Genomic DNA, 13,944 nt, shown 5'->3' on the forward strand with positions numbered 1-13,944 from the left:
AACGGAGGAAAGATTATGAACAGGAAAGTAACAAAGGTACTTGGACTTGCCATGGCAGCAGCCATGACCGTAATGACAGGATGCGGTAACAGTGCACCTGCTGCGGCTTCAGACACAACAGATAACAGCACTGATAATGCGGTTGTAAGTGAAGCTTCCGCGGATCAGGGTGAAACTCGTAAGATCGGTGTTCTTGTGGCCGACGTCAGCGGCGAGGAGGCACTTGGATTCAGAAACTACTACGAGAAATATATTCAGAACAACTATAACGTAACCTTTGATTATACAGATGCTCTTGCCAGTGCTGAGGATGAGAAGGCAGCCATCGAGAAGTTTGCATCAAAGGGATATGACGCCGTTATCTCACTCTCCAGCAGTGACAGAGCTCAGCAGATCGAGACCTGTGAAGAGTATGGCGTATACTATGCGGTTGCATCCGGCGTGCTTGATGAGAGTCAGTATGAGACCTACAAGACTTATGAGCATTTTGCCGGCCAGGTTGGACCTTCAAACGAGACAGAGTTTGAAGCCGGCAAGGAGATGGGAAAGTACTTTAAGGATAAGGGAGTAAAGAGCGTTGCCATCTACGGAGCGTTTATCCCCAACCCCATGCACGTATACCGTGCAGCAGGTGTGATCGCCGGACTTGGTGATACTTACGGCGGAACAGATGATATGAACGGTATGATCGGACAGATATTCCAGGATCAGGGTGTTGATCTTACAAAGGTTTCGGGAGATGTTGAAGTGGTAGCTTACCTCCAGGGATATGGCGACACAACCACCGATGAGCTCAATGCAGCAATCCAGAAAGCTCCTGAGGCATTTATCTCAGTGGGAATGGCAACAACTTTCTTTGCTCAGACACTTAGCCAGGAGAACATCCCTTTCTCCGATATTGACTCCTTTACAGCCATGAACAGCGAATCAATGAAGAATGGCTCTCTTGAGTATCTTGCAGGCAAGTACTCTTCTTCCATCGGACCTGTATTTGCTCTGGTAATGGATGCGATTAACGGAAATGTTATAAGAGATCCCGAAGGAAATGCGGTCTCCTTTACTCAGAGCTATCTTGTGGCAACAGATGCAGAATCCTTTGACCAGTACTATGTAAACGACAACGGTGATACACCTATTTTTGACAAGGCAAGTCTTGATGGCATTATCGGTCAGGATGTTACCTATGATGATGTAAAGGCACTTATCGAGAGTAAGTGATGAATGGAGGCAGTTTATGAGCACCCTTAAGAAGATTTTAAAGACATTGGCAATCCCTGCGGCTGTGGCAGTGGTATTGGAAGGAATCTGCCTTGCAAACGGGCAGACCATCATATCGGGAGCAAAGAGCTTTGATAACTTTGTGGTGTATACAGCCATCGTTATGATCACCACCATGGCGCTCTCCATAAACTTAAACAGCGGAAGATTTGATTTTTCCCTGGGGGCAATGGCAGGACTTTCATCTGTGATAGGTGCGAAGATCACATACGGTTTTCTTAAAGGGGGCTCTGGTTCTGCACTTCTTATGCTGATAATAACGGTTCTTGCGGGAGCACTGCTGGGACTTATATCGGGAGCTGTGTACTGCGCTTTGAGGCTTCCGCCCATTATCGTTTCTCTTGGTGTGACCCTGGTATACGAGGGAATAATGTATACCATAACAGGCGGCAAATACCTTATGAGTGAGGTTCAGAACAGATCTATGTCAGGCTTTGTTGGAACCTGGCTTTACGCAGCTGTTATCATTGCGGCGGTTCTTATCTTTATGATCATTGTCTTTGAGCGGACCTCCTTCGGCTATGATTACAACGCCCTTAAGTCAGGGCAGAAGGTAGCTGTAGCCACCGGTATCAATGAGGTTAAAAACGCCCTTATCTGTTACACGATCTGCGGCGGCCTTATGGGACTTGTGGGTATGCTGAATGCCGCAAGAAATACCACTATAAACGGAGGACAGCTGAATTTCGGAAGTATAGCCATTATGTTCACGGCCTTTCTTCCGATGTTCATTGCAGGCTATATCGGAAGGTTCGGAAACGAGAAGGTGGGCTTTCTGCTCTCTGCCCTGTGTATGTCCCTTCTGAATTCCACCTTTGCGGTTTTCTCAAACCGTATAAATGCCACAACTCAGTCGATCATAAACGCAGTACTGCTGGTGATCTTCTTAATCTATTTAAACAATAATCATTTGATCAAGAGAATATTTGCACATGTATAACGAAAAATTATTACGGGAAGCGACAGCTCTTTTCCCTGAAATAAAGAAAAACAAGATAAACGAATGCAAGTGTATTGACTTAAAGAAGGATGGGGATGTCATAAAAAGAGATCCCCGTCCGGCATATGAGTCTATCGCACTGAAAAAAGACGACTCCATCATCCTGGATTTTGAGGACCACTATGTGGGGTACCTGTCCCTGGACCTTGGCTATGAGGGGGCACACCCTGATTCACCGGTTCTTCTGAGAATCCGTTTTGCGGAAAGAGAGATCGAGCTTTTTGAGGATGCCTCAGAATATAAGGGCTGGGTCTCACCGGCCTGGATTGAGGAGGAGATTATCCATGTGGACATAGTGCCGTCTGTTGTGAAACTGGACAGGAGATACTCCTTCAGATACGTGAGGATAGAGGTGGTTGATATCAGCTCCAGATTTTCCTTAAGGGTAAATGATGCATCCCTCACAGCAGTATCCTCTGCCCCTGATGAAGCTCTTTTGCCCTACTACAGCAGTAATGAGCTGGACAGGGAGATTGACAGGGTGGCTGTAAAAACACTCCATGACTGTATGCAGACGGTCTTTGAGGATGGACCCAAAAGGGACAGAAGGCTTTGGATCGGAGACCTGCGAATTCAGGCTCTGGTGAACTATGTCACCTACAACATGAATGACATGGTAAAGTCAAATCTTTATCTGTTCGGGGCTCTGACCCAGGAAGACGGACGGGTGGGAGCCTGTATCTTCCTTGATCCGAAGCCTGAAGTTGATGACACGAATATGTTTGACTATTCTCTGTTCTTTATTGTGATACTTCGGGATTACTACAAAAGGACCGGGGATAAAAAAGCTGTGCTGGACCTTTTCGACGTCTGCAAAAGACAGATCCAGCTGGCAAGTAACAGCCTCGATGAGCGGCATGTGGTAAGGGACTCGGATGTTCTTGGCTGGTGTTTTGTGGACTGGAATCTTGCCCTCAACAAACAGGCCTCCGCTCAGGGAATCTTCATGTATGCCCTTGAGGCAGCCATCGAGCTTGCCCAGTGCGTCGGAGACGTTCTTGCGGAGGAGGAATATGCGCAGCTTTATCTCAAGCTCAAGGAAGCTTCCAACAGATTCCTTTATGATGTTGAGAAGAAGCTCTATGTAAGCGGAGCGGAAAGCCAGATTTCTTTTGCCTCGCAGATATGGATGGTGCTTGGAGGAGCCATGGAGGGAAAGGCAGCAGAGCGGCTCTTTGACAGAATGGAGGCCTGCCCTGAAGCAGTGACCATGGTGACTCCCTACATGTACCATAACTACATAGATGCGCTTATTAAAATTGGAAAAAAAGATGTGGCTCACAGGAAAATGTCAAAGTACTGGGGAGGAATGGTGGCAAATTCCGCCGATACCTTCTGGGAACTGTACAATCCGGAAAAACCCAACGAGTCGCCCTACGGTGGGACCATTGTGAACAGCTATTGCCATGCATGGAGCTGCGGACCGGCATATTTTCTGAGAACCTATTTTAATGATACGAAGGATGAATCGTAAATGAGCATAAAGATTGATTATAAAGCAAACCCGTTCTGCCTTGATGATGAGGCGATAAAGTGGGTAGAGGATACCTTTGCCTCAATGACGGAAGATGAGAAGTGTGGGCAGGTATTCTGCCCCATGGGATTTTCCAATGACGATAATGTTCTTCGGGGCATAGTTGAAGGCGCAGCTGTGGGAGGAATGATGTACAGAAGCGGCCCGGCAAAAGAACTGAGAGCCACCCACAGGAAGATACAGGACATGGCCAGGATTCCTCTTCTTATCGCTGCCAATACAGAGGCCGGAGGAGACGGACTCTCCTTTGAGGGGACGAGTTTTGGAAAACCAATGGCGGTAGCTGCAACAAACGATCCGGAAAACGGATACCGGATGGGATATGTTGCCTGCAAAGAAGGCGCAGCGCTTGGGCTTAACTGGTCCTTTGCCCCTATCGTGGATATCAACAGGGAATTTCACAATCCCATAACCAATGTAAGGACCTTCGGAGATGACCCGAAGAAAATCGAAGCCTTTGCCTCAAGATACATGGATGGAGCCGATGAATGCGGCGTAGCGGTATCAATCAAGCACTTTCCCGGAGACGGCATAGATGAGAGGGACCAGCACATCGTTACAAGTGTTAACTCACTTGGCGTCAGGGAGTGGGATGAGAGCTTTGGCTATATCTACGGATCGCTTATAGGCAAGGGAGCAAAGACCGTGATGGTTGGACATATCGCTCAGCCTGCCTATGTAAAGGAGATTAACAGGGATGCCACAAAAGAGGAGATGCTCCGCCCCGCCTCTCTTTCTAAGGAGCTCCTGCAGGGACTGCTTAGAGGAAAACTTGGCTTTAACGGTCTTATCATCACTGATGCGACCCCGATGGTGGGCTTTACCTCGGCAATGCCAAGGAGCAGGGCCATCCCTACGGCAATTATGAGCGGCTGCGATATGATCCTCTTTAACAAGGATCTTTCCGAGGACATCGGCTTTTTGAAAGATGGACTGAAAAGCGGTCTTCTTACAAATGAGCGCCTGGATGAGGCGGTTCTTCGCATCCTTGCCACAAAGGCCTCACTGGGGCTTCATGTAAAGCAGAGGGAAGGAAGACTTGTTCCCCCGGAGGATGCCATAGACATTGTTGGCTGCAGTGAGCATAGAGCTTTTGCAAAAGAGGTTGCCGATAAGGCCATCACACTTGTCAGGGATGAGAAGGCTCTTTTGCCTGTAAATCCGGGTAAATATAAGAGGATATACCTTAATGTTATAGACAAAGAGATGGATCCCTGCAGCGATTTTGCGCTGATGTGGAAGGAAAAGCTTGAGAAGGAAGGGTTCGAAGTTACCGTAAGGGACAGGAGAACGCGGATAACGCCCATGGATTTCATGGATGTTGAAAACCTCCCGGACAAGAAGAAGGCTCTTTTGAATGAAATGTACAGAAGCGTTTCCGAGATGAAGAAGGATTACGATCTGTATATCTATGTCTGCAACATGGAGAATGCATCCAATAACACCACCCTGCGTCTTAACTGGAATGTGCTCTTTGGCCTCGGTGATGATGCTCCCTGGCATGCAAAAGAGATACCGATGATAATGGTCTCCACTGCATACCCCTATCATCTTTTTGATGCACCCATGATCGGAACCTATATCAATGCTTACAGCGGTAATGAAGACTTCTGCAATGCTGTGATTGAAAAACTCATGGGAAGATCGAAGTTTGAGGGAGTAAGCCCCATAGATCCCTTCTGCGGAAAGGATTACATATAAAGAGATGGAGAAAGGATGGGCAAGATGAATATAAAAGGGATAATCTTTGACCTGGACGGAGTCATCTGTAGCACCGATGAGTATCACTATCAGGCGTGGAAATCCATCGCGGACGATGAGGGGATATATTTTGACAGAAAGATAAATGAAAGACTCCGTGGAGTCTCAAGGGCAGAAAGCCTTGAGATCATACTTGAGAGGGCAGCAGCTGTATACAGCCCGGAGGAAAAGGCTGCTCTCATGGAAAAAAAGAACAATATCTACAGAGAACTTCTGAAGAATATGGGCCCCGGGGATGTCACTGAGGAGGTAAGAAGCACCTTAAGGGAGCTTAAGGAAAGAGGATATGGTCTTGCCATTGGCTCTTCCTCAAAGAATACCCGGTTCATCCTGGAGAGGACAGCCCTTACTGATGCCTTTGACGGTATCAGCGACGGCAACATGATCTCCAGGTCCAAGCCCGACCCTGAGGTGTTCATCAAGGCTGCGGGAATTCTTGGGCTTAAAAACGAGGAGTGCTTTGTGATAGAAGATGCAATCTCGGGTATAAACGCGGCAAATGCAGCGGGGTTTCACAGTGTCGGAATAGGCCCTGCCGCGGAGTGTGACGAAGCAGAGTTTAAAATAAGTTTTTTTTCCGAAATACTGGATATTTAGTTTCAAAAGGTAGTTCATGCCAAATTGTGAAAATGTTATAAAACGCACAAAAAAAGACAAAATTATGTTATGATTTAAGTATGATAAAAAAGTTTTTCTTTCCTTCAATAGATAAAGATGTCCTGGAAATAATGGATAAGATCAGCACGAAAGGAATAGAAAATATATCTCTGATCGTAGCTATCTTTGAGGCAATAACATTAGCTATCTTTGTGCTGACAAGAAAGAGCTTTGGCAGCGAAGAATGGAAGAGCATTACCAGCGTTTTATTCTGCGTTGCTACGTGTACTTGTGGCTATTTTTCCGCAAAATACATATTAAGGGAGAAAAAGCTGAAACACATTCTTGTCACGATGCTCAATGCAATTTACCTTATGCTCATGTCCCTGTGGGGCATGTGGGCTTCTTATCGGCGTTATGGTAGGGGAGAGCAGATATTGACCTTCTATGCCGTCGAGGTGATGGTTGTATGTTTCATCGCTTTAAAGCCCTGGGTCAGCACAGCTTTGACGATCAGTTCTTACATCATTTTGTATTTAGTTCTTTACCTGGTAGATGGAGCTGCCGGAATTAATATAATCAATTATTCCATTCTTGCACTGGTTTCTGCGATTGGCATGGGAGTTCGCTATCATACTCTTATCAGGGCCTCTCAGGCCACTGTTGAACTTCAGAAAACCAAAGACTCGGAGATTCAGGATAAGATCAATATGCTTCAGGCTATCGCAAATATTTACGACAAGGTCAATCTGATTGATTTTGTGAACAACTATGAGATGTCTGTCAGAAGTAAGGAACAGATCAAGCATGATATTGATCCTGTTTCACAGACACACACTGTTATGAGTCGTATGATACGTAAGAGGCTTATGCCGGATCAACTGGACAGCTTTATAGAATACACTAATCTCAAAACTGTCAGGTCAAGACTTGCGGGTAAAAGACTTCTCAGCGATGATTTCATTGACGTGGTTGATGGATGGTTTCGTGCTCAGTACATTCCTGTAGAAGTGGATGAAAACGGCATCCCCAGCAGAATAGTCTTTACAACGAGAAATGTTGATGATGAGAAAAAGCGTGAGGAGAGGCTTGTCAGAATTGCCATGACTGATGAGCTTACCAGACTATTCAATCGCCGCAGCTATGAAGAAGATCTGGCATCATACAGAGAAAATGGGCTTGATAAAGACTTTATTATCTTATCAGCAGATGTAAATGGTCTTAAAAAGGTTAACGATACCATAGGACATGCGGCCGGTGATGAATTGATAAAAGGTGCGGCAGACTGTCTGGTCCTGGCTATTGGTAATAAGGGCAAGGTATACAGAACAGGAGGAGATGAGTTTATAGCGCTCATACATGCAGATAATCCTCAGAAAATTTGCGCAGATATAGAGAGTTGTGTGAACGAGTGGCATGGTAAGTTTTCTGAATCTCTGACTATTTCTATTGGCGTTGCGGCCTATGCAGACAATCAAGACCTGAATGTCAATGAACTTGAGAAAAAAGCTGATAATGAAATGTACCAGGCTAAAGCCAGATATTATGCGGCAAAGGGCGTAGACAGAAGAGCGTCAGGTAAACGTTAAATAGTTACATGGAAAAATATACATTGACATAATGCACCCATAAGATTATAAAATCTTTGGGTGCAATTTATTTGCGCTGTTTTTAAACAGAGAATTGTTAGCTTTATGAAGGCTTAGAGCAATTCGTGTATCAAATAGCAATATGAATCGGATGGACTATTTATGAAGGACTACTTACTCCCAATCAGAACGGGGCAGAAATTAACTGTAAGAGAAGAAATCATTCTTATTCTGAGGCTGAGTCTTCCTGCGATACTTGCGCAGATTTCCTCAATAATAATGCAATACATAGATGCTTCAATGGTAGGACACTTGGGGGCTAATGCATCGGCATCCATAGGTCTTGTATCCAGTTCTACCTGGCTTGTAGGCGGAATCATAACAGCTGCTTCCATGGGCTTTTCGGTTTGTGTGGCACATAGGATAGGAGCACAGGATGAGCGTGGTGCAAGAGTCATAGTCAGATGGGGACTTATATGTAACTTCTTTTTCAGTCTGCTGATAATGGCTGCATGTGTGATGGTAAGTCCGATGCTGCCAATGTGGATGGGAGGAGATGCGGCTATCAGAAAAGACGCGACAGCTTACTTTTTGGTCTATGCCTTTTCTGTACCTGTACGAGAGATGTTCCTTACTTCTCAGGGAATGATCCAGTCAAGCGGGAATATTCGTCTCCCAAGTATATTAAATGTCATAATGTGTGCTCTTGACGTTGTATTCAATGCCCTTTTGATCCCGCACTTTGGAGTAATGGGCGCTGCGTTGGGAACTGCATTTTCTTTTGTTGTGATCATGATAGTCATGATGTATGAATTACTTGTTAAATCTCCGGCCCTTTACATTATAGGACGCTCCGGGGATGGCAATACGAGCCTTTTTGCTTTCTTGTCAAAAGAACTGCTGACAGCCCTTAAAATAGCGATTCCTGTGGCAATCGACAATGTTATCATGGGCTTTGCCTATGTGGCATTTACAAGGATCGTTTCACCATTTGGAACTGTTTCTGTGGCAGCAAACTCTTTTTCCATAACAGCTGAAAGCCTGTGTTATATGCCGGGATTTGGTATAGGCGTAGCTGCAACCACTATTGTCGGACAGTGTATTGGAGCAAACAGAAAGACACTTGCAAGAAGACTTGGCTGGATGTCAGTAATTCTGGGCATGGTCATCATGGGGTGTAGTGGAATACTCATGTGGATATTTGCCCCGTGGATGATTGGAATTCTATCTCCTGATCAGGAGATACGAATGCTTGGCACACGGATCCTCAGGATTGAAGCCTTTGCAGAACCTCTGTATGGCGCATCGATTGTAGCTGCCGGTGTTTTCAGAGGGGCGGGAGAAACTCTTTTATCTAGCGTGCTGAATCTGCTGAGCGTATGGGCAGTGAGAATCCCACTTGCTTACTACCTTGGAAGTATGTTTGGACTAAGGGGCGCATGGATAGCCATGGCCACGGAATTATGTGTAAGAGGAACCTTGTTCCTGATACGACTTGCTCTGTGGAACAGGAATAAATAAATCTATGAGAACATTTTGAATCAGTTTATGTATGTACTGATTTGGAATGTTCTTTTTATTTGTAATAAAGTGTCGTAATTGTATGAACAATTGCAAAAATATAAACAATAAAAAGTACCAAAAAGCACGTTTTTAGCAATATTTGCATTGAATCAAACTGGGAATTATGGTAAAGTACACGTGAAATTTTATTCTAAATAGCAGGGGGTCAAAATGGAAAAAAATTTTAGTTCTGAAAATGAAAATGCTGTTAAAGAGAATGAGATTTGCAAAGAGGGACAAGAATCGGCAGCAGTAAGCGCAGGAGCATTAGAGGAGCTGATCAAGCTGAATCGCAAACAGCTCTTTTATCGGAGGATTGGGACTTGGTGCCTTGCGGGAATCCTGGTTGTTGTAGCTATAGCTGTTATTATTCTGATTCCCAAGGTGACAATAACACTTGATCATATCAACAGTGTTGCCGTTAAGGCAGAGGAATCTCTTGCTAATGTAGATACTATGGCTGCAGATGTGTCTAACTCAGCAGCAAACTTTGATAAGCTTCTTGCGGAGAACAGTAAGGAACTGACAGAATCCATCAAGGAAATATCTGAGATTGATTTTGACGGGCTTAACAAAGCTATCAAGGATCTTCAGGATGCTGTTGGACCAATGGCATCATTCATGAACAAATTTAGATAAAGTTTTATAAGTTATCATAGATTCTCAGGCGTTATAAAAGGGGGAAAACGGTATGAGGTATCTGGTTTTATTGGAGGAAAGGGTTAATGAAAAACAAGGTATTAAGGAGGATACTTGTTAGCGTTCTTACGCTTACAACAGTATTCTCAAGTTTGGGGACTACTGTTGTGTATGCAGGCGACGGGGAAATGCCTGCGATGGTTTATGATGACGATCATGCGCCATCAGAAGACTCAATTTTTGAGTTGGTAAATGACACGGTACAGGAGAGTAGTGGTGCTGATGGCAGTGATACATCTGCGTATGAGGATTCAGCTGCACTTATTTCATCTGATGCTGAATCTGAGGAGATGGATGATGCATCTGCGTATGAGGATTCAACTACACTCATTTCATCTGATATTGAGTCTATTGAAGAGAGCGACGCATCTGTGGATGCTTCTTCTGAAGAGAGTAGTGAAACTGACGAAGCTGCTACAGTTACAACAGTTATCGAGCCTGACGAAGGAGGATTACTGCTTAAGTCTATGCTACTTTCTGTAACACCTGCTGTAACAGCTGATCTTAGTAATCCGGATTTTGGAGAAATAACTAAGGTTACAACCAGTAAGAATGAATTAGATTCTTCAGAAGAGTTTTTTGAAATAGGTTTTGAGTTTCACATTAAAAATGCAGAAAAAATACCCGATGGTAAGTTTACTTATACATTACCTGACAGCCTTGATTTTACCAGAGCTAAAGGTAATATCATTCCTGTTAGCGAGGGCGATATAGAAATTGGGTCAGCTATTGTTGATGACAATAATGTAATGACCTTTGAAATTAAGACTGATGTTCTTGAAAAAAAGCCAAACGGACTTAGCGGAAGCGTTGGCCTTTTGTGTAAAGTCAATCCCAATAGTATAAATGGCGATGGTACTATTGAGATTTCTTTTTCTGATACCCAGAAGATTCAGATTGTAGTTAAAAAGCCTGTAATCACAGGAGAAAAAGGAAACGTATCAATTCTTGATGAAGCTGCAAAGTGGACTGTTACATTTGATGTAAGTGCTGCTGCGGATAATTTTGAGATAACTGATGTTCTTGGGGATAATCTTGTTCTGGACGGAGGCTTTAAGTTAAGCGGCGTAAAAGGAGCCCTTTTCGAGCAGATTGATGATCATACTCTTAAGGTTACAGTAGCTCATATCGAGGCAGGCAAATATACCCTTGAGTATATGATTAAGCCTGTAAATATTATCTCTACAGATGGAATGTCAGAGGATGAGATATTTGCTGCTGGCAATGGAAATATAGTTACCTGGAAATGGGATGGCGCTTCAGAGCCACTAAATGACACCGGCTATGCAACTATGAAGGCTGGCAAGCTTATTAAGAAAACTGGTAAGTATGGCAACACGAACCCAAACATAACAGCTGATGGAGTAGTGAGCTGGGAATTATATATCAATAACGGCGCATATGCCAGTGATATTTCCGGATGTACTTTTGAAGATGTCCTTGATCCAAATATGGAATTTGAACAGGATACAGTTAAAATCGTTTATTCCGATGATCAGAAATATTGGAGAGCCTATAATGGCTTTGAGCCATATTTCGTTGAAGAAAATGGACAGTGGAAGCTCAAGATAGATTTCCCTGAAAATACACCTGTCCACTACTATAAGCTTACATATACTTCCAAAATCAGAGGGAAGCTGCCTACTACCAAAACAGAATATACTAACTATGCCGGTATTAACAGAAATGGTGTTCTTTTGGATGAGGCACAAATTGAAGCTGTATATAAGCATTCCGGTTCCTTTGAAACTTCTATCAGTAAGGAGATTGCAGAGGAGAGAAATGCGGAGGGTATTGTATCCTGGAAGGCTGAATTTACTGTAAGCGGAGAAAAATCAACATATAATGTTATGATCACTGATACGATCAAAGCTGAGGATTCTAATAAAGCAATAAATGGTGTTGACGTAGTATCAGTAATAGTACCAAAGTCAGTAGTACTTTATAGAGTTCAGGAAGATGGAACATACAAGAAAATTGCAGATGCTCATACCAAATTTAAATACTTTGATGATGATAAGAGTAAATTCCAGATTGAAGCTAAAATGCTTGAGCCCGGTAATTATGTAATAAACTATCAGACACAGGATTACTACGGACGCGAGGATGTACACAGTTATCCTCAGGGAAGTACTGTTAAGTTTAATAACAATATTCAAATCACAATTGATAAAAAAACAAAGAGTGATAATAAATCTTACGAAGTTTCATCAGAGGGACTTCCTATGATGAAAGAAGCTTCAAAGGGCTATTATGATCAGAAATCCGGCAAGTATGTTATTCCATGGACTGTAACTGTTAACAAAAACGACGTGGGACAGACTAATAAGAGAATTGCAGCAGGAGCCAAGGCAGAGATTACAGATGTTCTTCTTGAGAATCTCAGCTATAGAAGCGGCTCAACCAAGATCAGTAGTCTTGGAGGAGGAATAATTGCAACAACAGAGCCTCAGATTGTGTCGGCAGATAATGGAAAGACAGAGCTTAAATGGGCATTTACATGGCCTGAAGAAATGTCAGAAACAGATAATGCATGTGTAATTTCTTTTGAGACAGTTGTTAGCAGTGAATACTTATCGAACTTTATTAAAAAAAGTGGCAGCAGTGCAATTTTATCTTTTGACAATACTGTAAGCGGAGACGTTGCAGGTGTGACAGGAGAAGCTAAGGGCAGCAGTGCGGATGCATTTACTTTCCTTGATAAGAGAGCTGTCATGAACGAGAAGGCACAGGCTGTTGACTATTCTATAGTTGTAAATGACAAGGCGCTTGATCTTGTAGATGGAGATACCATCATTCTGAGTGACGAAATACAAAATGGAGTATATGTCACAGGATCTCTCCATGTATATGATTATGCAGGCGGTGTTAAGGGAAATGAAATAAGCATTCCGGAACCAAATGTTACTATACAGGGAACAAAGGTTGAAATAGCAGTTCCGGACAGCAGAGCAATTCTTGTTGAATATCAGGTTAAGCCGGATTCTTCCAAGGGCCAAGAAATAGGTGATGGCAAGATCAAAGTTGCTATTAGCAATACCGCGACTCTTAGTGGTAAGAGCAGCATTGCAGATACAGAAGATGGCGAGTTCGTTTTTGACAAGTTATCAGCTAATATTTCAAGTTCTAAAGGAGCTATACGTATTACCAAGGTGGATGCGGACAATGTAGCAAACGGACTTGCAGGAGCAAAGTTTGGTCTTTACAGAGTTAACCTTCAAGACAAGTCAGTTTCAGAGGTGGCAGTAAAGGAGACTACTGATCCATTCTTTAATATAACCTTTAGTGAAGATGGCAAGTACGAATCACTTATCTTTGATACTCTTTATTACTACGAAGAGCTTGAAGCTCCCAAGGATTATCAGAGAGATCAGTACAGACATTTTGTTATATTCAAGGATAGAAAGTTTGACTCAGTAATAGCTGATGTCAAGGAATATGTAAATGATTATGCTAAATCAGTAGGCATTGATAAGGCTGATCTTGAAATTGTAGATGTAACAAGTTCCGGTAAGACAGCAGAGTTTGTGGTTAAAAACAGTAAGAAGCCTGAATTGGAGATTATAGATCCACCAACAGATCCTGATCGCGATGATGAGACGCCGAAGACACCTGAAACACCGGTATCACAGGAGAACAGTACTGTTATTACGCTTGCTGATCCTGTTGTGACAAGCAGCAATACAACCATTGCACTTCCAGATCTGCCTGAGGTACTTGGCGTTAGCAGAAATCCGGATGATCTTCCGGAAGTTCTTGGTGTTGCCAGAGGATCTGATACAGGGGACAGTGATATGACAGGCACAGTAAGTGCTATGATCATGGCATTTATGATCCTTGCATTTGTAGGTATCAGGAGAAATAAAGAAACTACCGGTTCAGAGAAAATGTGATATCATATAATGATCATTTGTATAGGCAGG

9 protein-coding genes are annotated in these 13,944 nt (G+C 43.4%); all 9 read left to right on the top strand.

Annotation, left to right across the window (positions count from 1 at the left end; genetic code table 11):
- Nucleotides 1-15: 15 nt before the first annotated feature.
- The 9 genes from BPR_RS04670 to BPR_RS04710 all read left to right on the top strand — a co-directional run bounded on the left by BPR_RS04670 (nt 16) and on the right by BPR_RS04710 (nt 13,914).
- Nucleotides 16-1,218 carry a type 1 periplasmic-binding domain-containing protein gene (locus BPR_RS04670; RefSeq protein WP_013280307.1) on the top strand — a complete coding sequence of 401 codons (1,203 nt, stop codon included), beginning with the start codon at nt 16-18 and terminating at the stop codon, nt 1,216-1,218.
- 16 nt (nt 1,219-1,234) lie between these two features.
- Nucleotides 1,235-2,218 (top strand): ABC transporter permease, encoded by a 984-nt coding sequence (locus BPR_RS04675; protein ID WP_013280308.1) that lies wholly within the window; start codon nt 1,235-1,237, stop codon nt 2,216-2,218.
- Complete coding sequence (locus BPR_RS04680) at nt 2,211-3,752, top strand: alpha-L-rhamnosidase-related protein (RefSeq protein ID WP_013280309.1); 1,542 nt, start codon at nt 2,211-2,213, stop codon at nt 3,750-3,752. The genes BPR_RS04675 and BPR_RS04680 overlap by 8 nt, the downstream gene beginning before the upstream one ends.
- Complete coding sequence (locus tag BPR_RS04685; protein ID WP_013280310.1) at nt 3,753-5,513, top strand: glycoside hydrolase family 3 protein; 1,761 nt, start codon at nt 3,753-3,755, stop codon at nt 5,511-5,513. It begins immediately after the preceding gene.
- A 15-nt stretch (nt 5,514-5,528) separates the two neighbouring features.
- Complete coding sequence (pgmB, locus tag BPR_RS04690; RefSeq protein WP_013280311.1) at nt 5,529-6,170, top strand: beta-phosphoglucomutase; 642 nt, start codon at nt 5,529-5,531, stop codon at nt 6,168-6,170.
- An 80-nt stretch (nt 6,171-6,250) separates the two neighbouring features.
- Nucleotides 6,251-7,759 (top strand): sensor domain-containing diguanylate cyclase, encoded by a 1,509-nt coding sequence (locus tag BPR_RS19650; protein WP_013280312.1) that lies wholly within the window; start codon nt 6,251-6,253, stop codon nt 7,757-7,759.
- Between the two features lie 162 nt (nt 7,760-7,921).
- Complete coding sequence (locus BPR_RS04700; RefSeq protein WP_013280313.1) at nt 7,922-9,280, top strand: MATE family efflux transporter; 1,359 nt, start codon at nt 7,922-7,924, stop codon at nt 9,278-9,280.
- A gap of 213 nt (nt 9,281-9,493) precedes the next feature.
- Entirely contained in the window at nt 9,494-9,961 is a 468-nt protein-coding gene (locus BPR_RS04705; RefSeq protein ID WP_013280314.1) for a hypothetical protein, read from the top strand.
- An 86-nt stretch (nt 9,962-10,047) separates the two neighbouring features.
- A complete protein-coding gene (locus BPR_RS04710; protein WP_013280315.1) occupies nt 10,048-13,914 on the top strand; it encodes a SpaA isopeptide-forming pilin-related protein in 3,867 nt (1,288 codons plus the stop codon).
- The last annotated feature ends 30 nt before the right edge of the window (nt 13,915-13,944 follow it).

This window comes from Butyrivibrio proteoclasticus B316 (genome assembly GCF_000145035.1).
Classification (GTDB): domain Bacteria; phylum Bacillota; class Clostridia; order Lachnospirales; family Lachnospiraceae; genus Butyrivibrio; species Butyrivibrio proteoclasticus.

Excerpts from the sequence above, each read along its gene's own strand:
- BPR_RS04675 (WP_013280308.1), top strand. The coding sequence starts at position 1,235 with ATGAGCACCCTTAAGAAGATTTTAAAGACATTGGCAATCCCTGCGGCT.
- BPR_RS04710 (WP_013280315.1), top strand. The coding sequence starts at position 10,048 with ATGAAAAACAAGGTATTAAGGAGGATACTTGTTAGCGTTCTTACGCTT.
- BPR_RS04705 (WP_013280314.1), top strand. The coding sequence starts at position 9,494 with ATGGAAAAAAATTTTAGTTCTGAAAATGAAAATGCTGTTAAAGAGAAT.
- BPR_RS19650 (WP_013280312.1), top strand. The coding sequence starts at position 6,251 with ATGATAAAAAAGTTTTTCTTTCCTTCAATAGATAAAGATGTCCTGGAA.
- BPR_RS04680 (WP_013280309.1), top strand. The coding sequence starts at position 2,211 with ATGTATAACGAAAAATTATTACGGGAAGCGACAGCTCTTTTCCCTGAA.
- pgmB (WP_013280311.1), top strand. The coding sequence starts at position 5,529 with ATGGGCAAGATGAATATAAAAGGGATAATCTTTGACCTGGACGGAGTC.
- BPR_RS04685 (WP_013280310.1), top strand. The coding sequence starts at position 3,753 with ATGAGCATAAAGATTGATTATAAAGCAAACCCGTTCTGCCTTGATGAT.
- BPR_RS04670 (WP_013280307.1), top strand. The coding sequence starts at position 16 with ATGAACAGGAAAGTAACAAAGGTACTTGGACTTGCCATGGCAGCAGCC.
- BPR_RS04700 (WP_013280313.1), top strand. The coding sequence starts at position 7,922 with ATGAAGGACTACTTACTCCCAATCAGAACGGGGCAGAAATTAACTGTA.